19 protein-coding genes are annotated in these 20,569 nt (G+C 65.1%); 15 read left to right on the top strand and 4 right to left on the bottom strand.

Going from position 1 to position 20,569, the window contains the following annotated elements; all coding sequences use genetic code 11:
- Window positions 1-63 precede the first annotated feature (63 nt).
- Window positions 64-1,737 (bottom strand): M28 family metallopeptidase, encoded by a 1,674-nt coding sequence (locus BMX92_RS14275; protein ID WP_093017620.1) that lies wholly within the window; start codon window positions 1,735-1,737, stop codon window positions 64-66.
- Window positions 1,738-2,000: 263 nt separating this feature from the next.
- Here BMX92_RS14275 and BMX92_RS14280 point away from each other — a divergent pair, with 263 nt between their 5' ends.
- The 7 genes from BMX92_RS14280 to BMX92_RS14310 all read left to right on the top strand — a co-directional run bounded on the left by BMX92_RS14280 (window position 2,001) and on the right by BMX92_RS14310 (window position 10,352).
- Window positions 2,001-4,865 carry a M16 family metallopeptidase gene (locus tag BMX92_RS14280; RefSeq protein ID WP_093017622.1) on the top strand — a complete coding sequence of 955 codons (2,865 nt, stop codon included), beginning with the start codon at window positions 2,001-2,003 and terminating at the stop codon, window positions 4,863-4,865.
- A 29-nt stretch (window positions 4,866-4,894) separates the two neighbouring features.
- Window positions 4,895-5,197 (top strand): hypothetical protein, encoded by a 303-nt coding sequence (locus BMX92_RS14285; protein ID WP_093017624.1) that lies wholly within the window; start codon window positions 4,895-4,897, stop codon window positions 5,195-5,197.
- Between the two features lie 126 nt (window positions 5,198-5,323).
- Window positions 5,324-5,773 carry a MarR family winged helix-turn-helix transcriptional regulator gene (locus BMX92_RS14290; RefSeq protein ID WP_093017863.1) on the top strand — a complete coding sequence of 150 codons (450 nt, stop codon included), beginning with the start codon at window positions 5,324-5,326 and terminating at the stop codon, window positions 5,771-5,773.
- Entirely contained in the window at window positions 5,770-7,848 is a 2,079-nt protein-coding gene (locus BMX92_RS14295) for an FUSC family protein (protein ID WP_256213438.1), read from the top strand. The genes BMX92_RS14290 and BMX92_RS14295 overlap by 4 nt, the downstream gene beginning before the upstream one ends.
- Window positions 7,845-8,060: a DUF1656 domain-containing protein gene (locus BMX92_RS14300; RefSeq protein WP_093017626.1), complete on the top strand. Its 216-nt coding sequence runs from the start codon at window positions 7,845-7,847 to the stop codon at window positions 8,058-8,060. The genes BMX92_RS14295 and BMX92_RS14300 overlap by 4 nt, the downstream gene beginning before the upstream one ends.
- Window positions 8,057-8,959, top strand: coding sequence for an efflux RND transporter periplasmic adaptor subunit (locus BMX92_RS14305; protein ID WP_093017628.1), 903 nt, complete (start codon window positions 8,057-8,059; stop codon window positions 8,957-8,959). Before BMX92_RS14300 ends, BMX92_RS14305 begins: the two co-directional genes overlap by 4 nt.
- Window positions 8,952-10,352, top strand: a complete 1,401-nt coding sequence (locus tag BMX92_RS14310) for an efflux transporter outer membrane subunit (protein WP_093017630.1) — start codon at window positions 8,952-8,954, stop codon at window positions 10,350-10,352. Before BMX92_RS14305 ends, BMX92_RS14310 begins: the two co-directional genes overlap by 8 nt.
- Window positions 10,353-10,586: 234 nt before the next feature.
- On the opposite strand, the gene BMX92_RS14315 is transcribed toward BMX92_RS14310, so the two are convergent.
- A complete protein-coding gene (locus BMX92_RS14315; RefSeq protein WP_093017632.1) occupies window positions 10,587-11,105 on the bottom strand; it encodes an outer membrane protein assembly factor BamE in 519 nt (172 codons plus the stop codon).
- Window positions 11,106-11,268: 163 nt separating this feature from the next.
- Here BMX92_RS14315 and BMX92_RS14320 point away from each other — a divergent pair, with 163 nt between their 5' ends.
- The 8 genes from BMX92_RS14320 (at window position 11,269) to BMX92_RS14355 (ending at window position 18,414) form a co-directional block, all read left to right on the top strand.
- Entirely contained in the window at window positions 11,269-11,793 is a 525-nt protein-coding gene (locus BMX92_RS14320) for a ubiquinol-cytochrome C chaperone family protein (protein ID WP_093017867.1), read from the top strand.
- Window positions 11,790-12,314, top strand: a complete 525-nt coding sequence (locus tag BMX92_RS14325; RefSeq protein ID WP_093017634.1) for a YceD family protein — start codon at window positions 11,790-11,792, stop codon at window positions 12,312-12,314. The genes BMX92_RS14320 and BMX92_RS14325 overlap by 4 nt, the downstream gene beginning before the upstream one ends.
- A 13-nt stretch (window positions 12,315-12,327) precedes the next feature.
- The gene (locus BMX92_RS14330; RefSeq protein WP_143066794.1) at window positions 12,328-12,915 is read left to right on the top strand and encodes a hypothetical protein; all 588 of its coding nucleotides are present in this window, start codon (window positions 12,328-12,330) and stop codon (window positions 12,913-12,915) included.
- A 52-nt stretch (window positions 12,916-12,967) separates the two neighbouring features.
- Complete coding sequence (gene dinB / locus BMX92_RS14335) at window positions 12,968-14,047, top strand: DNA polymerase IV (RefSeq protein ID WP_093017649.1); 1,080 nt, start codon at window positions 12,968-12,970, stop codon at window positions 14,045-14,047.
- 149 nt (window positions 14,048-14,196) lie between these two features.
- Window positions 14,197-16,284, top strand: a complete 2,088-nt coding sequence (locus BMX92_RS14340; protein WP_093017651.1) for a TonB-dependent siderophore receptor — start codon at window positions 14,197-14,199, stop codon at window positions 16,282-16,284.
- On the top strand, window positions 16,281-16,601 hold the full coding sequence (locus BMX92_RS14345; protein WP_093017653.1) for a ketohydroxyglutarate aldolase: 321 nt from the start codon (window positions 16,281-16,283) through the stop codon (window positions 16,599-16,601). The genes BMX92_RS14340 and BMX92_RS14345 overlap by 4 nt, the downstream gene beginning before the upstream one ends.
- Window positions 16,598-18,091 carry a PepSY-associated TM helix domain-containing protein gene (locus BMX92_RS14350; RefSeq protein ID WP_177185054.1) on the top strand — a complete coding sequence of 498 codons (1,494 nt, stop codon included), beginning with the start codon at window positions 16,598-16,600 and terminating at the stop codon, window positions 18,089-18,091. The genes BMX92_RS14345 and BMX92_RS14350 overlap by 4 nt, the downstream gene beginning before the upstream one ends.
- A complete protein-coding gene (locus BMX92_RS14355; RefSeq protein ID WP_093017655.1) occupies window positions 18,088-18,414 on the top strand; it encodes a DUF3325 family protein in 327 nt (108 codons plus the stop codon). The genes BMX92_RS14350 and BMX92_RS14355 overlap by 4 nt, the downstream gene beginning before the upstream one ends.
- A 3-nt stretch (window positions 18,415-18,417) precedes the next feature.
- On the opposite strand, the gene BMX92_RS14360 is transcribed toward BMX92_RS14355, so the two are convergent.
- Entirely contained in the window at window positions 18,418-19,788 is a 1,371-nt protein-coding gene (locus BMX92_RS14360) for an ATP-binding protein (protein ID WP_371262366.1), read from the bottom strand.
- The gene (locus tag BMX92_RS14365; protein ID WP_093017657.1) at window positions 19,785-20,516 is read right to left on the bottom strand and encodes a response regulator; all 732 of its coding nucleotides are present in this window, start codon (window positions 20,514-20,516) and stop codon (window positions 19,785-19,787) included. The genes BMX92_RS14360 and BMX92_RS14365 overlap by 4 nt, the downstream gene beginning before the upstream one ends.
- Window positions 20,517-20,569 lie beyond the last annotated feature (53 nt).

The following is a 20,569-nucleotide window of genomic DNA, read 5'->3' on the forward strand; positions in this document are numbered from 1 at the left end:
AAAGTGATTGCCCGCGATGTAGTGTTGCCTAAAAACCACACAAGGGGCGATCCGCATTTATCCTTATTTCGTCGCCTTCTGCGCTTGCGGGGCGAACAGATCACCGAAGAAATCCCTGGCGAACCAAAGCGGCGGGGTGTCGTCATCGGCCATGGCGCGGGTGATGCGATAATTGGCCTGGGCAAAGCGTGCGCCGGCGTCCCAGTCGATCTTCTGGTTCATGTCGTCGCCGGGATGATGATAGGCGCCGTTCAGGAAATCGCCCCACGCCTTTTCGCCGCCATTGGCATAGCCGGTGGCGAGGAAGACGGCGGGCACGCCCTGCTTCACGAACTTATAATGGTCGGAGCGCACGAAGATCGTTTCCTGCGGCATGGGATCGGGCGAGAGCTTCACGCCCATCGGCGCGACCGCCTTGGCCACGATCGGGCCGAGGGTGGAGTGATCCGCACCGAAGGCGATCAGGTCGGTGAAGGGATAGAGCAGCAGCGGCATGTCGAGATCGACATTGCCGACGATCTGGCTGATCGGAACCGAGGGGTGGCGGGCATAATAGTCGGCGCCGAGCAGGCCCTTTTCTTCGCCGGTGGAGGCGAGGAAGATGATCGAGCGGCGCGGCTTGTCCGGCGATTGCGCCATGGCCCGCGCCACCTCCAGCATGGTCGCGATGCCCGCGCCATTATCCAGCGCGCCATTGTTGATCCGGTCCTTGTCCGCCGGTTCGCCCGGCCCTTCGACGCCGCTCAGGACAGGCTTCACCGGGCTGACGCCGATATGGTCGAGATGGGCGGACAGGACAACATATTGGTCTTTCAGTGCCGGGTCGCTGCCCGGCAGGATGGCGACGACATTGGGGCTGGTGACGCGCTGGCTGACACTATCGGCCTTGATGGTGACGCTGGTCTTGAGCGCGAAGCCCTTGGGCTTGCCGCCGACCTTGTCCGCCATCTTGCGGATCGCGGCGATGGTCGTGGGCGCGCCGGCGAAGACGGCTTCGGCGGCGGGATCGTTCAGCGAAGCCGAAGCGCGGATGCCCGATGCTTCGTTGAAAGGCGTGCCTTCGGGGGCGACCCAGGTGAAATCCGGTTCGTCAGCGAACTGCACCATGCGCGCCCAGGGCCGCGCCTTCATGGACTGGAGCGTGCCGAGCGAGAGCATGCCGATCGCGCCATGGGCCTGCGCCATCTGCGCCTTCGACGCGGAGAGATGCGCGCCCTCCTCGCTCGGCAGTCCCTTGGGATAGCCGCGCAGGGTGACGACGATCTTCCCCTTCACGTCGAGGCCGGCATAGTCGTTAAGGCCGAAGCGCGCATTTTCCAGGCCATAGCCGACGAAGACGAGCGGCGCCGTGACGTCCAGATGCGGTTCGGCCGCGTTCATGCCGACCAGCACGTCGCCGGCATGGGTGAAGCTCTTCGCGCCGCGGGGGCCGGTGACGGTCAGAGTGGCGGGCGTCTGGGCCCGGTCGGTCTTCTGGAAGGCGATGCGCTGATACCAGTCGCCGCCATCGCCGCCGGGCTTGAGGCGCAGTTGCGCGAACTGGCTGGCGACGTAACGGGCGGCGATCTCATGCCCTTCGCTGCCGGTGTCGCGTCCCTTGAGCAGATCGTCGGCAAGGAAGGCGACATGGGCGCGCACGGCCGCGGCGGAAAAGACGGGGTCGGCCGCCTGTTGCGCGGTCAGCGACGCGGGCAGGATCAGAGCGGTGGCGGCAGCCAGCAGGGCAAGGCGGGTCATGGGAGGGCTTTCAGACAGGGATGTTATGGCGACAGGATTGCCGCCCGCCAGCGCCACTGTCCAGCACGCTCTTTGTGTGCCGCATTCTGCGAGCCGTCGGCTGTTCCGGCCGCCTTCAGAATAGTTTTTGTTTGCCGCATTCTGCGAGCCGTCGGCTGTTCCGGCCGCCTTCAGAATGCTTTGCCATATTGCGCCTCTATCACGCCCCGCTATGCTGCCGCCCCATCGCGACCATCCCCGTCGCATCCTGCCAGAGGCTCTTCATGACCCTATCTCCCCTGTCGCGCCGCCTGTCCCTGATGATCGGCCTTTCCGCGCTTGCCCTGACGCCGATGACGCAGGCTGTTGCGGCGATGGCCGCCGCCGTAGTCCCCGCGCCGCTCTCCAGCCTCGTGTCGAAGGTCGACATTCCCTATGAGGAGTTCACGCTGGCGAACGGGCTGCGCGTCATCGTGCATACCGATCGCAAGGCGCCGGTGGTGGCGGTGTCGATCTGGTATCATGTCGGATCGCGCTTCGAACCGGCCGGCAAGACCGGCTTTGCCCATCTGTTCGAACATCTGATGTTCTATGGCTCCGAAAATGCCGATGGTCCCTTCTTCGGGCGGCTGGAGGATATCGGCGCGACCGACTGGAACGGGACGACCTGGTTCGACCGTACCAATTATTTCGAGACGGTGCCGACCGGCGCGATCGACCGGGCGCTGTTCCTGGAATCGGACCGTATGGGCCATTTGCTGGGCGCGGTGACGCAGACCAAGCTGGATACCCAGCGCGGCGTCGTGCAGAATGAGAAGCGCGCGGGCGAGAACCAGCCCTATGGTCTGGTCGAATATGCGCAGCTCGCCGCGCTGCTGCCCGAAGGCCATCCCTATCGCCATTCGACGATCGGATCGATGGCGGACCTGAATGGCGCAAGCCTGGCGGACGTGCAGAACTGGTTCAAGACTCATTATGGGCCGAACAATGCCGTGCTGGTGCTGGCGGGCGATATCGATGCGGCGACCGCCAAAGCGAAGGTGGAGAAGTGGTTCGGCAATATCCCTGCCGGCCCCGCCCCCAAGGATGTGGATGCGACCGTCCCGACTTTGGCCAAGGATGCCGAAGTCGTGATGCACGACAATGTCGCCGCCACCCGCCTTTATCGCAACTGGATCGTGCCGGGCGTCAATTCGGCCGACCTGCAACAGCTGGATCTGGCGATGACCGTGTTCGGCGGCCTCAAATCCTCGCGCCTCGACAATGTGCTGGTGCGGGACGAGAAGGTCGCGGTCGGCGTGTCGGCCAGTATCCAGCCGTTCGAGAAGCTGAGCATCGCCGAGATCACCGTCGACGTGAAGCCGGGTGTGGACCCTGTGGCCGTGGGCAAGCGGCTGGATGCGCTGCTCGCCGACTATCTGGCGAAGGGGCCGAGCGCCGACGAAGTGCTGCGCGCCGCCACCGGGCAGGCATCCGGCACGATCGGCGGGCTGGAAAAAGTCGGCGGCTTTTCGGGCAAGGCGGTGACGCTGGCCGAGGGGGCGGTCTATTCCAACGATCCGGCCAAATATAAGAAGGACTTGGCCGTCTATGCATCCGCCACGCCGGACAGCGTGACCGCCACCGCCCGTAAATGGCTGGGCCGGCCGGTGCTGCGCATGACCGTGGCGCCGGGCGAACGGACCCCCGCCGACAATGCGCTAGCGGGGAACGCGACGCACAAGCCGGCCTTCTTCCGCAGCCCCGACGCGCCGGCGCCTGCCGCCGCGACGCCACCTGCGCCGACGAAGATCGCCGAGCCGCCGATCGAGCCGGTCAAGGATCTGGACTTCCCCGATGTCGAGCATGCCACGCTGAAGAACGGCATCCCGGTCGTGTTCGCGCGGCGCACGGCGGTTCCGACGGTGCGCGTCTCCGTCGCCTTCGACGCAGGCAATGCGGCGGACGACAAGGCGAAGCTGGGCACGGCCGGCCTGACCACCGCCCTGCTGGACGAAGGCACGACGACCCGCTCTTCGGTGCAGATCGCCGAGGAACAGGAGCGGCTGGGCGCGTCGATCAGCGCGGGCAACAGCATGGACCGGACCAATGTCGGCCTGTTCGCGCTGAAGCCCAATCTGGATGCGTCGCTGGGCCTACTGGCCGATGTGATCCGCAATCCCGCCTTTGCCCCGGCCGAGGTGGAGCGGCTGCGTGGGCAGGTGCTGACCAGCATCGCCGCGGAAAAGACCGAACCGATGGCGATCGCCCAGCGCATGCTGCCGCCGATGCTGTACGGGCAGGCGCATCCCTATGGCATCCCCTTCACCGGCTCCGGCACCGAGACGGGCGTGAAGGCGGTGACGCGGGCGGACCTGACCGCTTTCCATGACACATGGATGCGACCGGACAATGCCACCATCTTCGTCGCGGGCGATACGACGCTGGCCGAACTGTTGCCGCTGCTGGAAAAGCGCTTCGGCGACTGGAAGGCGCCGGCCAGCCCCAAGGGCGCCAAGCTGTTCCGCATGGACCGCATGATGCGCCCGGCGAAGATTGTCCTGATCGACAAGCCGCAAAGCCCGCAGTCGATGATCCTGGCTGGCCTGCTGACCAACAAGTCGGGCACGGACAATCCGGTCATATTGCAGACCGCCAATGAAGTGCTGGGCGGCAGCACTTCGTCGCGGCTGTGGATGGACCTGCGCGAGACGAAGGGTTGGGCCTATGGCGTCGGCACCGCGCTGTCGGGGGTCAAGGAAACCATTCCGCTGCTGGTCTATGCGCCGGTGCAGACCGACAAGACCGGTGAATCCATTGTCACTTTGCGCAAGGATATCAGCGAATATCTGACCAGCAAGGGCACGACCGAGGCGGAGCGGAACCAGATAATCAACGGCCAGATCCTGTCGCTGCCCGGCAGTTTCGAAACCTCGTCCGACCTGCTGGGCGCGATGATGCGCAACAGCCTGATCGGCCGACCGGACGATTATTATGAGACGCTGCCGAAAGTCTATCGCGCCATGACCGCGGCCGAGATGGACAAGGCGGCACGCGAGGCGATCAACCCCGACCGGCTGATCTGGGTCGTGGTGGGCGACGCGAAACTGGTGCGGCCACAGCTTGACGCGGTGGGCCTGCCAGTGGAAATGGGCACATTGGCTGATTGACGCCAACGTAAACGTAAAGGAGACGAGAGATGGCAACCGTGGATGGCGCCTTTGATTGCGTGGCCAAGACGCCGATGGGCGATCAGAAGGGCGTGTTCACCGTCATCAGCAGCGGCGATCGCTTCAACGGCACCTTTGCCGGCATGATGGGATCGCTGGACGTGGTCGACGGCAAGGTCGACGGCGCCAAGCTGACCTGGAAGATGGAAATGACCATGCCGATGCCGATGACGCTGGAGTGCGAGGCGGAAGTCTCCGGCGACGCGATCACCGGCACGATGCAACTGGGCGCATTCGGCGCGTCCGCCTTCAACGGCACGCGGCGGGCCTGATCCGATCTTATTGGCCGGGGATGCCAGATGGCATCCCCGGCCAATTGCATTATGCGCAAATGCGACGACGAAGTGGACAATTGTCAGCAATATTGAATTAATTCATTAGTTAGCTATCTAATGAATATGCCCATCACCGAGTCGAAGCGCCTGTTGGCGCATAAAATGGCCGCTGTCGCCCGAGGCTGGCGACAACTGGCCGACAGTGCGCTCGCCGAATTCGGCGTGTCGAACAGTGCGGGCTGGTGCCTGATCCACATCGACCGCATGGGTGGCGATGTGCGGCAGTCGGAACTGGCTGAATCACTGGACATCAGCCAGCCTTCACTGGTGCGGACGCTGGATCAGGTGCAGGCCGCCGGACTGGTCGGCCGCACGCCGCATCCCGAAGACAAGAGATCCAATATCATCGGGCTGACCTCCGCCGGGAAGGATCTGGTCGGCCGGATCGAGGAGCGGTTGGGCCTGCTGCGCGCCGACCTGTTGCAGGGCGTGCCCGATGAAGCGATCATGATCATGGTCGAGATGCTGGACCTGCTGTCGCAGCGTATCGGCGAGCGGCGGAGCCAGATGTGAGCCAGCACGCTCTGCGCGAAAAATTTGGAATCCCCGCCGCGCTCTTCTCCCTCAAATGTCTGGCCGCTTCCATGCTGGCGCTGTTCGTGGCGTTCAGCATCGGGCTGGAGCGTCCCTATTGGGCGTTCCTGACCAGCTATATCGTTGCCCAGCCGATGGCGGGTGCGGTGATATCCAAGGCGCTGTTCCGCATCATCGGCACCTTCACCGGGGCGATGTTCGCGGTCGCGATCGTGCCGCCGCTGGTCAATTCGCCGGAACTTCTGTCGCTGGCGATGGCCAGCTGGACGGGCCTGTGCGTGTTCGTGTCGCTGCTGGACCGCACGCCGCGCGGCTATATGTTCGTATTGGCCGGCTATACCGCCTGCCTGATCGTCTTTCCCGATGTCGACACGCCGCAGACGATCTTCACCGTCGCGTCGCTGCGTGTGCAGGAAATATTGATCGGCATCCTGTGCGGCAGCCTGATCCATGGCATCATCCTGCCCGGATCGATCACCGGTGTCCTGCTGGGCCGGGTGGAAGCGATCCTGCGCGATGCCGAGCGCTGGTCGCGGGACGCGATTGCGACCGAGCCGGTCGCCGGGCTGGATGCGGAACGCCGCCGACTGGCGCAGGACGTCACCGAACTGCACCAGATGTCGATGCATTTGCCCTTCGACATCAGCCGGCTGGCGCCGCGCGTGCGCACCGTGCGCGCGTTGCAGGATCAACTGTCCATGCTGTTGCCATTGGGCGCGGCAGTGGAGGACCGGCTGGCGCAGCTCAAGGCCGCGCATGATGGCGTCGTGCCGCCGCAGGTCGAGGCGCTGATCGCCGACGTGCGGCTGTGGCTGGATACGCCCGCGCCGGACAATAGCGTCCGGGCAGAACGGGCGCAGGCCCTGATCGACCGGTGCGTGGCGATGGAACCGGAAGCCGATGCGCAGATGGGCTGGGGCGACATGATGCGGCTCAGCCTCTATGCCCGGCTCGCGTCGCTGGTCGCGGTGCATCGCGACTGCCGCGACCTGCACGACCAGATGGGCACGCATAGTCGCGCCGCCGTGACGCCCCGCGTCGCCGAACTGCTGGAAGGGCGGCGCAATCGCGAGATGCATCGCGACTTTACCGGTGCGGCACGGGGCGCCTTCGCCGCCTTCATGACCATCGCCATCGGCTGTGCCCTGTGGGTCGGCAGCGGGTGGAAGGATGGCGGTACGGCGGTGATGCTGGCTGGCGTCTTCCTGTCGCTCTTCTCCGCCTCCGACAATCCTCTGGCTCCGCTCAAGGGCTTCATGATCGGGACGATCGCCGCGTCGGCGCTGGGCGCTGTATATGGTTATGCGATCATGCCCCGGTTGGATGGTTTCGGCATGCTGGCCATGGCCTATGCGCCGATGCTGCTGCTGCTGGGCGCGATGATGGCTTCGCCGCGCTGGATGGGGATTGCGCTGCCGACCCTGCTGGGCCTTGGCAGTCCGGTGCTGTTGTCCGACCACTATGTCAGTGCCTTTGGATCCTATATCAACGGCGCGATCGCGCAGATCGTGGGCATCTGGTTCGCGATCATCATGGCCGGGCTGTTCCAGTCCGCAGGGGTCGAGCGGGCGATCCGCCGCACGATTCGGGCGGGGTGGATCGACATCGCCAATCGCGCGACAAAGATGTCGCCGCCCGACGTGCGCGGCTGGATCAACCGGATGCTCGACCGCATCGCCCTGCTCGCGCCGCGTCTGGCCGCCACCCGGCGGGACAGTGGCAAGCCGCTCTATGATGCGCTGCGCGACCTGCGCACCGGTGTCGCGATCGGAGAGTTGCGGCAATTGCGGCTGGACCTGCCCGTGCAGGAAGGCGGGCATCTGGCCACCGTGTTGCAGGGCGTCAGCCATCATTATCGCCAGATGGACCCGGATGCGCCGCAAGCGGCCGACCCGGCCCTGCTGAACGACATCGATGCGGCGATCGACGATCTGGCGGCCAATGTCCGCCCGTCCATCCGCCGTGAGGCGGTGCTGGGCCTCGTCAGCCTGCGCCGCAACCTGTTCCCCGACGCAACAGGGTACAGGCTGGGCTATCGGAGGGCCATCGCATGACCGGAGAGATCGCCCTGGGCGGCATCTTCATCCCCACCCTGCTGCTGCTGGCGCTTGTCGCGCTGGTGCTTGCCTGGGTCGTCACCCGCCTGATCGGTGCGGCCGGCCTATATCGTTTCCTCGCCTATCGGGCGGCTGTCGACTTCAGCATCTTCGTGCTGATCCTCGGCGGCCTCGCCATCCTCGTCCCAACCCTTGGAATCCGTCTATGAATCGCCTGACCTCCGTGCTGATCCGCAGCGCCGCCACCGTCGTCCTTGTCGTCGCCGCAACGATCGCGGCGATATGGATGTGGAATCATTATGAGGGCAGCCCCTGGACCCGCGACGGGCGCGTGCGTGCCGATGTGGTGCGGGTGACGCCCGATATCAGCGGCCTCGTCACGTCGGTCGCGGTTCATGACAACCAGACGGTCAAGGCCGGCGACCTGCTGTTCGTGATCGATACGCCGCGCTATTCGATGGCGCTGGAGGAAGCGAATGCCCGGATCGCCAGCGCGCAAGCGACATTGGGGCAAGCTAGGCGCGAGGCGCGGCGCGACACGGCGCTGGGCGATCTGGTCGCAGCGGAAACGCATGAGCAGAATCTGGCCAAGGTCGAAACGGCGCAGGCGGCGCTGGCCGAAGCCTATAGCGGGCGCGACGCGGCGGCGCTGAACCTGAAGCGCACGAAGATATTGGCGTCGGTCAATGGCGTCGTCACCAACCTCGACCTGCATCCGGGCGACTATGTCGGCGCCGGCAGCCAGGCGATGGCACTGATCGACAGCGATTCGCTGCGGGTCGAGGGCTATTTCGAGGAAACCAAGCTGCCGCTGGTCTGCATCGGCGCGCCGGTGACGGTGCGGCTGATGGGCGAGGCGCAGGATGTGCATGGCCGGGTGGAAAGCATCGCCTATGGCATTAATGACGACAGCCGCAGCAATTCGGGCAATCTGCTGCCCTCGGTCGAGCCGACCTTTTCCTGGGTGCGGCTGGCCCAGCGCATTCCGGTGCGCGTGAAGCTGGAGAAAGTGCCGGCGGGGCTGCGCCTGATTTCCGGCCGCACCGCGACCGTGACGGTGCAGCCGGCAGGCAAGAATGCCAAGCCGGGGGACTGCCGCCATGCGTAAATCCGTTTACGCGCCGCTGCTGGCGCTGAGCCTGGCCGCCTGTGCGACTGCGGGTCCGGACTATCGCCCGCCCGCGCAGTCCGCCGCGACCACGCCAGGGGCGACCGGGGCATTCCATTCGGCCCAGGGCGCGCAGTTCGCACAGGCGGACTTGCCCGATCACTGGTGGCAGCTTTATGCCGACCCGCAACTGGATGCGCTGGTCGCGCAGGCGCTGACCGCCAATGCCGACCTGCGCACGGCCGACGCCAATCTGGAACGGGCGCAGGCGGTGTTGCGCGAGGCGCAGGCGGGCCGGGACATCACCACATCGATCAGCGGTGGCGAGACGATCGCCCGCGCTTCGGGCGTATCGCAACATCTGCCCGGCACGGTCGGCTATGATCTGGGGCTGGCGGCATCCTATCCGCTGGACCTGAACGGGCGCATCAAACGCGCGATCGAGGCGAGCGGCGCGGATGTCGAGGCGGTGAGCGCGGCGCGCGACTATGTGCGCGTCAGCGTGGCGGCCGCCACGACGCAGGCCTATGCGCAGGTATGCGCGGCCAACTATAATCTGACCATCAACCGCAAGGTGGTGGCGTTGCAGCGCGACACGCTGAATGCGACGCAGCGGCTGGCCAAAGGCGGGCGCGGCACAGCCTTCGACGTCAGTCGGGCGCAGGCGGCGGTGGATGCGAGCGAGGCTGCGCTGCCCGGCTTTGCAGCGCAGCGGCAGAACGCGCTCTATCTGCTGGCGACCCTGCTGGGCCGGGCGCCGGCCGACTATCCGCGTGAAGTGGAGAATTGCGCCACGCTGCCGGCGCTGAGCCAGCCCTTGCCGGTGGGCGACGGCGCGGCGCTGATCCGGCGGCGGCCCGATATCCGGCAGGTCGAACGCACCATTGCGGGCGATACGGCGCGGCTGGGCGTGGCGATGGCGGACCTCTATCCGCAAGTCAGCATCGGCGGATCGGTGGGGCTGACCGGGCCGCTCAAGGATTTCGGATCGGGATCGGCGTTCGGCTTTAGCCTTGGGCCGCTTTTGAGCTGGAGCTTCCCCAACAGGCCGGTGGTGAAGGCGCAGATTGCGCAGGCCGATGCACAGGTGAAGGCCGATCTGGCCGGGTTCGACGCATCGGTGCTGGAGGCGCTGCGCCAGACCGAGACGGCGCTGGAAACCTATCGCCGCAATGCGGAGCAGGCGGGGGCGCTGGACCGGGCGCGCGATAGCGCCAGCGTATCGGCGGGACAGGCGGGCAAGCTATTCCGCTTTGGCCGGGGCGATTTCCTGTCGCTGCTGGACGCGCAGCGCAGCCTGGCGAGCGCGGAAGCCGCCGCCGCCGCGGCGCGGGCGCAGCTGGTGCAGGATCAGATCGCCATATTCCTGGCGCTGGGGGGCGGCTGGTCCTAGAGCGGGATGACTTCGCATTGAATCGTCATTGCGCGCGGAGCGAAGCAATCCGTGGGTGCGTCAGTGGATTGCTTCGCTCCGCTCGCAATGACGGCGTGGATCAAACCAATCTCATCTCACCCTAAACCCACGGATCAGCAGCATCGAAAAAGGGGCGATCCGGCCATTGCGGATCGGCCCCCTTTTTCATCGTTCGTCTCATATTGTCCTGCGGCCATCCAGTGGCCGGCCAGGTTAGCTGCCGTTCGGGCCGCCGCCGGGGCTGGTGGCCCCGCCACCGCTGCCGCCCATGCCGGCGGCCCCGACCGCGCCGATATTGCCGAAGATTTCGTCGAACAGGCTACGATGGCGGCCCAGCGTCGGGGTCTTGTCCCCCATGGGCGAGATATGCGCGACCTGTTCCAGCCCCATGCGGTCGACGGCGGTCACATTGCCCGCCGTATCGAAACGCACGCGCAGCACGGTCTGTTCGACCGGCTTGGGGTTGGAGAAGGCGAGCGCGCGCATGTTGCGCGACACATAATACCAGTCCTGTTCGCCAAATTGCGAAGCGAAGCTGGGACGACCCAGCGTGCCTTCGACCGAGGCGCGATTATCGATGCCGGGCTGAACCGAATCCACCAGCAGCTTGTCGACCTGATAGCCCTGATGGCTGCGCAGGCGAGTGCAGGCGGACGTGCCAAACAGCAGCGCGCTGAGGCCGATGGCGATCATCACGCGCCCACGGCGGGAGTGGCGGCTGAACTGCGGCATGAACTTCTCCTGCGGGGGACGGTCCCGCGAACCCAAGAAACCTTATGTCGCCATTGCATTGGGCGACGCAGCGATCAATATGGAAATGCGCACGCCCCGGCAAGGGGCGCAAAACATCGGACGGCGCGCTGCCGCTCGATCCGTCTCGAAAAGCCCTGATCCGATGCCTTCTTCCCCTTCCTTCCTGCAACGCCTGTTCGGCCGCACCGACGCCCGGGAGGGACTGCGGCCGCTCTATCATGCCGTCGTCGCGGAAGGACGGCAGCCGCACTGGTATCTGGAAGGCGACGTGGCCGATACGCTGGACGGCCGGTTCGACATGATCGTCGCCATCCTGGCGCAGGTGCTGATCCGGCTGGAGCAACTGGGCGCGGCGCAGGACAGCGTCTGGCTGACCGAATTGTTCGTCGATGATATGGACGGGCAATTGCGGCAGGAAGGGATAGGCGACGTGGTGGTCGGCAAGCATGTCGGGCGGATGATGAGCGCGCTGGGCGGGCGGATCAGCGCCTATCGCGATGCCTTGACCGGGGAAGCCGATTTTGCTGTGGCGCTGCGCCGCAACCTGTATCGCGGGCAAGCGGTAGGCGATGACGCGGTCGCCCATGTGGAAGGCGCGCTGCGCACGCGCTGGACGCGGCTGGGTTGCCTGACGCGCGATGCCCTGCTCGCAGGAGATATTGGATGAATATGACTGTCGAATTTTCCCGCCCGATCAAGGCCGATCAGATCAAGCGCCTGACCGGCGAGACGCATATCGAGGCGAATGCGGCCGAGCGCGAGGCGCTGGCCCGCCGCTTTGCCCTGTCGTCGCTCGATCGGTTGAGCGCAGATTATAGCCTGACCGAAGAGGAAGGCGCGGTGATGGCGCGCGGGCGGATGTCGGCGGCGCTGGCCCAGCCCTGCGTCGCGACCGGCGTGCCGGTGCCCGAGACGATCGATACCGACTTCCTGCTGCGTTTCGTGGTGGAAGGCGATGAAGCGCCCGAAGGCGAAGAACTGGAACTGGATGCCGAGGATTGCGACACGATCGGCTATGACGGTCAGGTGATCGACATGGGCGAGGCGGTGGCCGAGACGATGGCGCTGGCAATGACGCCCTATCCGCGTGCGGCCGATGCCGATGCCTATCTGAAGGAATCCGGCGTGCTGAGCGAGGATCAGGCTGGCCCCTTCGCCGCGCTGCTGGCGCTGAAGGACAAGAAATAAGGGAACGGACCGCATGTCCATGCGTCCATCGGCCATGCGCATGCCCTATCTGATCGCCGCCATTCTGGTCGCCGCCGCAGTCCCGGCCGCCGGTAGCGGAAAGCCGCCCGCACGCTGGGCGACCGGTACGCCGCTGATCGGCGAGGCGGTTGCGCTTACCCAATGGGACATGGCGGAAAATCGTGCGCAATGCGCCCCGCTGGCGCTGCTGTCGGACGGCGGCGTGCGCGGCAAGGCGCGGCCGGCCGCTTTTGGTGGCGGATGGGCCGTCGCGTTCGACGTGCCGGGAGTAAGGAGCGCCTATGGCTTTGCCGGGACGGGCCTGTTGCCGCAGGACGCGCAGCCCAGCGGCTGGCAACGCGACCGGCTGACGCAGCAATGGCCGCATATGCGCGACCTGACCGCGCTGCCTGCCCCCGCCTTCGCCGGCTATGGCGTCGTCGGTGCGGAGCCCTATCCAGCGGATAATCGCGCGGGCAAGGGGCTGCATTCGCTGGCCTATATGCGGATCGAGGGGCAACGCTGCACCTATAATGTCTGGAGCCGGATCAGCCGCGCGCATCTGGAGACGCTGCTCGACAATCTGCGCCTGCTGCGCTGACCGGCCTGCCCGCGTTTCCCTTTCGTTCTTGTCTGTGACATAGCAGGGCGCCATGGACCAACCGGTGCGCAAGATCATTCATATCGACATGGACGCCTTTTATGCGTCGGTCGAACAGCGCGACGATCCCGCTTTGCGCGGCCTGCCGATCGCGGTGGGCGGCGGCGGGCCGCGCGGGGTGGTGGCGACATGCAGCTATGAAGCGCGCAAATTCGGGGTGCGGTCCGCCATGCCGGGCGCGCGGGCGCGGCGGCTGTGCCCCGACCTGGTGTTCGTGAAGCCGCGCTTCGAAGTCTATCGTGCGGTATCAGCGCAGGTGCGGGAGATATTTAGCCGATTCACCGACATCATCCAGCCGCTGTCGCTGGATGAAGCCTATCTGGACGTGACGGTGAACAAGCCGGGCATCGCGTCGGCCACGCAGGTCGCCGAAGAGATCAGGCGGATGATCCGGGACGAAACCGGCCTCACCGCTTCGGCGGGCGTGTCCTATAACAAACTGATCGCCAAGCTGGCGTCGGACCAGAACAAGCCGGACGGCATCTGCGTCATAAGGCCGGGTCAGGGTGAAGCCTTCATTGCCGCGATGCCGGTGCGGCGCATCCATGGCGTCGGCCCGGTGACAGCGAAACGCATGCAGGCGCTGGGGATCGAGACGGGCGCCGACCTGCATGCCCGCGACCTGCGATTCCTCCAGACGCATTTCGGCAACGCGGCGGATTTCTATTATCGCGCGGCGCGGGGCGAGGATGACCGGCCGGTGCATGAGCGACAGACCCGCAAGTCGGTGAGTGTCGAGGATACTTTCTTCGACGATCTGATCGAGGAGGCGCCGCTGGTGGTGGAACTGGACCGAATCGCGGTCAACCTGTGGGCGCGGATCGAAAAAGCGCAGGCCTGGGGGCGGACCGTGGTGCTGAAACTGAAATTCGCCGATTTTCAGATCGTCACACGATCCCGCAGTTTTGCTACGCCGGTGCGGTCGCCCACCCTGCTGGCGCAGGCGGGTCGGGATTTGCTGCTGGCCCAATTGCCATTGCCAAAGGGGGTCCGTCTGCTGGGGCTGGGCGTCCATAATCTGGCGGGCGAGGAAGCAGAGGATGCGGGCGATCAGTTGGCGCTGGGGCTGTAACCGCAAAGAGCGATTTAGACCCGGCAAGCCGCAGAATGGCAATAATGTCACCACAGAGGGAAATAAATCGGCAAAAATGCTAATGCGATTGACTCGCATTCCTTTATTCATCTAGCGGGCGCCCCGATCACATATTGAAGGGGACTCCGATGAATCGTCCGCTGCGTTCCACGCTGCTTGCAGGCGTTATAGCCCTTATTCCCGCCGGCCATGCCCTGGCCGCCCCGCTGGCGGAGGCTGATGCTGGCCCCAATGTCGATTCCACCATCATCGTTACCGGCGCCGCCAATCAGACATCCGGTTCGGCGACCGGCCTGTCACTGACGCTGCGACAGACACCGCAGTCGGTCAGCATCATCAGCCGCGAGCGGATCGAGGATTTCGCGCTCACCAATGTCAACGACCTGCTGGACCAAGCCGTCGGCATCAATGTCGAGCGGGCGGAAACCGACCGCACCCAATATAATTCGCGCGGTTTCGACGTGAATAATTTTCAGGTCGACGGCATCGGCCTGCCGTTGATCTGGGGCATCCAATATGGCGATCTGGACACGGCCCTGTTCGAGAATGTCGAGACGATCCGGGGGGCCAATGCGCTGATGACCGGCATCGGCAATCCGTCCGCCACGATCAACTATGTCCGCAAGCGGCCGCTGGAAGAGTTTCAGGCGAAAGCATCGGCGCAGGTCGGGTCCTGGGGCAAGTGGCGGCTGGAAGGCGATGTGTCGGTGCCGCTGACCGACACGGTCGCGGCCCGGCTGATCTATGCCCATGAGGAACGCGATTCCTATCTCGACTATAATCATGGCAATCGCGATGTGATGGGCGGCCTGCTGAGCTGGGAAATCACGCCGCAGTTGAAGGCCACGGTCGGCTTTTCAAGGCAGGAAAATAACAGCGACGGCGTGCTGTGGGGCGCTCTCCCGCTGGTCTATAGCGACGGCACGCAGATCGCCTATCCGCGATCGGCCTCCACCTCCGCCGACTGGACCTATTGGAACACGGTCGACCAGAGCGCCTTTGCCGAACTGGCCTATAGCTTCGCCAATGGCTGGGCGCTGAAAGGCGTGCTGACGGTCAAGCGGTTCGAGGAAGAGGCCAAGCTGCTCTACGCCTATGGCGCCCCGGACAAGGATACGGGTCTGGGCGTCTATGGCATGTCGGGCGTCTATCCGTCCGTCTACAAGCAATATCTGGGCGATTTCTATGCGTCCGGCCCGGTCAGCCTGTTCGGGCGCGAGCATAAGCTGGCCTTCGGCGTGTCGACATCGACATCCAAGGCGAAGGAATGGGAGGCCTTCTCCTCCGAAACCATCGTCTATCCGTCGCTGGACAACTGGGATCAGGGGCTGATCGCCGAGCCGACCTATGACGATTCCTATCTGGCGAGCGATTATAAGGACCGGCTGACCCGCATCTATGGCGCGGCGCACCTCAATCTGGCCGACAATCTGAAGGCGGTGGTCGGCGCGAGCGTGATGTGGCTGAAGACCACCGGCACCTCCTATGACGCGGACCAATATCGCAAGGACAGCAAGATCAGCCCCTATGCCGGCCTGATCTATGACCTGACGAGCCATGTCTCGCTCTATGCCAGCTATACCGACATCTATAATCCGCAAACCGAGGTGGACGCCAATCACGTCCGGCTGGACCCCGCCAAGGGCACCAGCGTCGAAGCGGGGGTGAAGACCCAGTGGTTCGACGATCGGCTTTATGTCACAGCCGCCGTGTTCCGCGCGAAGCAGAGCGGGCTGGCGGAATATGCCGGGACGTTCGAGGATGGCGTGAAAAGCTATTATAGCGGCGTCGACACGACGTCGAAGGGCTTCGAACTGGAAGTCGCAGGCCATATCACCGATCAGTGGAGCGTGAACGGCGGCTATACCTATCTGGATATCGAGGATGATGCGGGCAATGACACCCGCACCTGGCTGCCGACGCAGACGTTCAAAATGTCGACCACCTATGCCATTCCGCAATTTAACGACCTGAAGCTGGGCGGCCAATTGCGCTGGCAGAACGCTATCTCTACCGAAGTGGACGGCGGAACCGCGAGGCAGAAGGGCTATGCCGTGGTGGATTTGATGGCGAGCGTGAAACTGGCTGACCATGTCAGCGCCAGCATCAACGTCCGCAACCTGACCAACACATATTATCTCAACAGCCTGATGTGGGGTCAGGCCTATTATGGCGCGCCGCGCAGCGCGATCGCCACGCTGAGCCTGAACTTTTGACCGCGACGCCCGGCCTTGATCGCCGCAAGGGGCGCAGTGGCTGGGCCTATCGCGCCAATGTGGCATTACGCGTGCTGGCGGGGACGATCGGCGCCTATGGCGTCGCTGCGCTCGCCAGCATGGCGCTGACGCGCATCCTGCCATTCAGCCGGGTGGAAGCGGTGACGACGGCGACGATGATCGCCTATCTGGTGATGCCGGGCGTGACGATCTGGGCCTTTCTGGCACGGGGACCGTGGCGGGCACTGGCGGGCGTGGCGCTGGCGGCGCTACTGCTGGGCGGCATCGCCTGGCTGGCGGGGCAACCGGCGGCATGACGATGGTTCGCGACGGCGCGCGCCAGTGCATGGCCTGGCTGCACGGATGGACCGGGCTGTTGCTGGGCCATATCCTGTTCGTCATGTGCCTGGCCGGGACGCTGAGCGTGTTCAAGCCGGAAATCGGGCGCTGGATGCGGCCCGAGGTCAGCGGTCCGGCCGATCCGTCCCGCGCGATAATGGCGGCGACATCCTGGCTGTCGGCCAATACGACCGGGTCGACCGGCTGGTATCTGTCCGCGCCCGATGGCCGGTCCAACACCGTCGACGCCACCTATGACAGCGACGGCGCCTATCTCACCAAATCGCTCGATCCGGTCAGCGGCGCACCGGTAGCGCGCGACACGCTGGGCGGCGAATTTTTCTATCGCCTGCATTTCGAGCTGCAACTCCCCTATCCCTGGGGCCGCTTGCTGGCGTCGCTGGCGGCGATGCTGATGCTGGTGGCGATCGTCACCGGCATCATCGCGCACAAGCGTTTCTTCAAGGATATCTTCACCTTCCGCCCGGCCAAGGGGCAGCGATCCTGGCTGGACGGGCATAATGCGCTGGGCGTGCTGTCCCTGCCCTTTCACATCATGATCACCTTTACCGGGCTGCTGACGCTGGCGTCGCTGAACCTGCCCTGGAGCATCACCGCCGCCTATGGCGACGATGTGATGACGATGTATAACGATCTGACCCCCGGCGCGGTCAGCCGGGTAGCCAGCGGGCAGAAAGCGGCTCTCGCACCGATAGGCCCGATGCTCGATCAGGCGCAACGCTATTTCGGCGCGCCGATCGGCCGGGTCTATGTCTTCAATCCGGGCGACAAGGCAGCGGTCGTCACCCTCTATCCGGTCGAGCAGAAGGCGATCGGCTATCTGCCGGCGGAAATCAGCTTCGACGGGGCGACCGGCAAGCTGCTGAAGGCCTGGACCGAAAAGCGGACGGGCGTGCGCGCCTATCAGACCGTCTATGGCCTGCACATGGCGCATTTCGCGCCGGGGCTGACGCGCTGGCTCTATTTTCTGGGTGGTGCGATGCTGAGCCTGGCTATCGCCACCGGCATGCTGCTGTGGGTGGTCAAGCGCCGGGAGCGGGCGCCGCTGTCGATGGGCAACCGAATATTGGAGCGGCTGAATGTCGGCGGGCTGATGGGTGCATCGATCGGCATGGCGGCGTTTCTGCTGGCCAATCGACTGCTGCCGCTGGATCTGGCCGCGCGGAGCGAAGCGGAGGTGTCGGTAGCTTTGTGGAGTGCCGGTGGCGTGCTGCTGGTCGGATTGATCCTGCCGCCCGCGCGTGGTTGGCCACTGCTGCTGGCCGTGCTGGCGCTGTGCTGCGCGACGGCGGCGCTGCTGGGACCGGTCTGGGCGAGTGATCCGGTGCTGATGACCGGCAATGGCCTGTTGCTGGCGACGGCGGCAGGGCTGGCACTGATCGTCTGGCGACAGGTGCGGCGCAAGCCCATTATCACACCCACCCGTCGCCGGATGGTTCCGGCATGATGCTGACGGCGGGCCTACTCTATCTGTCGCTGTTCGCGCTGGCGGCGCGGATGCAGCGGCACCGACCAGTGCTGCTGGGCGGCTGGCAGAAGCGCAGCTTCGTACCGCATCTGGAGATGGCGGGCTGGATCTGCTTCGCCCTGTCGCTACTCAGCCTGTTGCGGCACAGCGACCCCGGCATGGCGCTGGTGAGCTGGGTCGGGCTGCTGGCGCTGCTGGGCGGCGTGGTGATGCTGGGCATGACCTATCGTCCTGCCCTGCCGCGTATGGGCGTGCCCGTTGCGCTGGCAATGATCCTGCTGGGCCTGATCCTGCCCGCCTGAGAGTCAGCCCTTCATCTCGATGGTCGCGATCAGGCCGCCTTCCTCCGCATTGCGCAGCCGCACCGACGCCTCGAAACTCATCGCCAGCGAGCGGGCGATGGTCAGGCCGATGCCGGTGCCGTTGCGACCGCCGGGCTGGCTGCTCGGCCCCCTTGTGAAGGGTTCGAACATCTGGTCGATCTGATCGGCGGGAACGCCGGGGCCATGATCGCGCACATGGATCATCAGCCGACCGGCCACCTGTTCGCAGGCGATTTCCGCGCAGCCGCCATATTTGACGGCATTGTCGACCAGATTGCCGATGCAGCGGGTCAGCGCATTGGGCTTGACCCGTACCGTGCCGCCACATCCCGACACAAAGCGGACCGGCTGCCCCAGATCCTGCGCATCCTCCGCCATGCTGGCGAGCAGAGAATCGATATCGAGCACGGACCATTCCTCCCGCGCCTCTGTACTGCTGGCGAGGTCCAGCCCTTCGCGCACCAGAGTCTGCATCGCCTGATGATCGGCGAGAAGCCGGTCGCGCAGTTCGACATTGTCGACCAGTTCGAGCCGGAGGCGAAGCCGGGTGAGCGGCGTCTGAAGATCATGGCTGATCGCCGCAAGCAATTGGGTGCGCTCGGCAAAACCCGCGCGGGCGCGACGTTGCATCAGGTTGAAGGTGGACAGCGCGGCGCGCACCTCCTCCGGTCCGGCCTCCGGCACGTCCTCGGGATCGAGCGACAGCGAAAAGGCCTCCGCCGCCCGTTCCAGCCGGCGCAGCGGCTTGGACACGAAGCGCGCGACCAATATCGCCAGACCCGCCGACGCCGCGATGATGACGATCAGGTAGATCGGGTTGAAGATGGTGCTGCCGGGTTTAACAATGCGCGGAAAGGTGAGCGCCATGGCGCGGCGCTGACCGCCAAGGTCGGTGAAGCGCACGATCCAGCAGTCCGGACGCGGCGCGCCGATCAGGCCGGCGGCCCGGTCCTTTTCCTCTTTATGATCGGGAAAGCAAAGGCCGACGGGTAACTGCGCCGCTTCAGGCTGTGACTGCGGGCCGAAACGATCGGCCAGCGACTTTTCCAGATCGGAGTCGGTATCGCTCAGCGCCACGCCTTCGGGTGCGGGATAGGCGCCGATGATATTATGGGCGGCCATCATCGCTTCGACCCCGGCCGGATCATGGCGCAGACGGGCGGCGATATCGACCGCGCTGGCGACCACGCGCTGTCGCCGGACGCGCTCAAAATCATGATGGCGTGCCTGTTCGGCCACCAGCAGCGCAAGGATCGCCGCCACCGACATGCCGAGCGTCAGGATCAGAAAAATCTGCCCCGCCATGGTGCCGAAGAAGCTGCGCACGCGCCCAAGCCAGTGGAGCAGAATCATGAATAATCAACTCCGCTGGCCAACACATAACCTTCGCCACGCACCGTGAGGATCAATTCGTCGCCGCCGGCGATGGCCGCCAGCTTCTGGCGCAGACGGCTGACCTGCAAGTCGATCGAGCGGTCGAACGCGGCGGTCGCGCGCCGTTCCGGCAGCAATGTTTCGCGCGCGAGCACGACATTGGGTTCTTCCAGAAAACGATTGAGCAGGCGAAATTCGGCGGACGAAAGCATCACCAGCTTGTCGTCAGGCGCGATCAGCCGGCGCTGTTGCAGGTCCAGCCGCCACGGCCCGAAATGGGCATAGCGCATCGCCGCCGCCCCGCGCAGGGCAGGCTCACTGCGCCCGCGCCGCAACAGATTGCGGATGCGCACCAGCAATTCGCGCGGCTCGAACGGCTTGGTCAGATAATCGTCGGCGCCCAGTTCCAGCCCCAGTACCCGGTCGATCGCGCTGCCCCGCGCCGTGACCATGATGATCTGCACATCCGAGCCGTCAGCCCGCAATTCCCGGCACAAGGACAGGCCGTCGCCATCGGGCAGGTTGAGGTCCAGCACGATGAGGTCGACCGGCTCGTCGCGCAGGTGCTGGCGCAGTTCCGCCAGATTCGCCGCGCCGAACAGACGGTAATTTTCCTGTCGCAACTGGCCGACGATGAGATCGCGGATATCCGCATCATCATCGACCACCACGATCGTCGCGCTGCGGGAAGGGGCAAGATCAGCCATGGTTTTGCTGTAGCGCCGATACAGGACGAAGTCTGCCCGCCATGCACCCTGAT

Origin of the sequence: Sphingobium sp. YR768 (genome assembly GCF_900111125.1) — a bacterium.
In the GTDB taxonomy this organism is placed as follows: domain Bacteria; phylum Pseudomonadota; class Alphaproteobacteria; order Sphingomonadales; family Sphingomonadaceae; genus Sphingobium.

What these genes read in the sequence shown, in the direction of transcription:
- BMX92_RS14330 (WP_143066794.1), top strand. Translation starts at nt 12,328, where the DNA reads ATGTCCATGCGTCCATCGGCCATGCGCATGCCCTATCTGATCGCCGCC.
- BMX92_RS14325 (WP_093017634.1), top strand. Translation starts at nt 11,790, where the DNA reads ATGAATATGACTGTCGAATTTTCCCGCCCGATCAAGGCCGATCAGATC.
- BMX92_RS14275 (WP_093017620.1), bottom strand. Translation starts at nt 1,737, where the DNA reads ATGACCCGCCTTGCCCTGCTGGCTGCCGCCACCGCTCTGATCCTGCCC.
- BMX92_RS14340 (WP_093017651.1), top strand. Translation starts at nt 14,197, where the DNA reads ATGAATCGTCCGCTGCGTTCCACGCTGCTTGCAGGCGTTATAGCCCTT.
- BMX92_RS14320 (WP_093017867.1), top strand. Translation starts at nt 11,269, where the DNA reads ATGCCTTCTTCCCCTTCCTTCCTGCAACGCCTGTTCGGCCGCACCGAC.
- BMX92_RS14315 (WP_093017632.1), bottom strand. Translation starts at nt 11,105, where the DNA reads ATGCCGCAGTTCAGCCGCCACTCCCGCCGTGGGCGCGTGATGATCGCC.
- BMX92_RS14360 (WP_371262366.1), bottom strand. Translation starts at nt 19,788, where the DNA reads ATGATTCTGCTCCACTGGCTTGGGCGCGTGCGCAGCTTCTTCGGCACC.
- BMX92_RS14305 (WP_093017628.1), top strand. Translation starts at nt 8,057, where the DNA reads ATGAATCGCCTGACCTCCGTGCTGATCCGCAGCGCCGCCACCGTCGTC.
- BMX92_RS14280 (WP_093017622.1), top strand. Translation starts at nt 2,001, where the DNA reads ATGACCCTATCTCCCCTGTCGCGCCGCCTGTCCCTGATGATCGGCCTT.
- BMX92_RS14355 (WP_093017655.1), top strand. Translation starts at nt 18,088, where the DNA reads ATGATGCTGACGGCGGGCCTACTCTATCTGTCGCTGTTCGCGCTGGCG.
- dinB (WP_093017649.1), top strand. Translation starts at nt 12,968, where the DNA reads ATGGACCAACCGGTGCGCAAGATCATTCATATCGACATGGACGCCTTT.
- BMX92_RS14365 (WP_093017657.1), bottom strand. Translation starts at nt 20,516, where the DNA reads ATGGCTGATCTTGCCCCTTCCCGCAGCGCGACGATCGTGGTGGTCGAT.
- BMX92_RS14310 (WP_093017630.1), top strand. Translation starts at nt 8,952, where the DNA reads ATGCGTAAATCCGTTTACGCGCCGCTGCTGGCGCTGAGCCTGGCCGCC.
- BMX92_RS14300 (WP_093017626.1), top strand. Translation starts at nt 7,845, where the DNA reads ATGACCGGAGAGATCGCCCTGGGCGGCATCTTCATCCCCACCCTGCTG.
- BMX92_RS14350 (WP_177185054.1), top strand. Translation starts at nt 16,598, where the DNA reads ATGACGATGGTTCGCGACGGCGCGCGCCAGTGCATGGCCTGGCTGCAC.
- BMX92_RS14290 (WP_093017863.1), top strand. Translation starts at nt 5,324, where the DNA reads ATGCCCATCACCGAGTCGAAGCGCCTGTTGGCGCATAAAATGGCCGCT.
- BMX92_RS14285 (WP_093017624.1), top strand. Translation starts at nt 4,895, where the DNA reads ATGGCAACCGTGGATGGCGCCTTTGATTGCGTGGCCAAGACGCCGATG.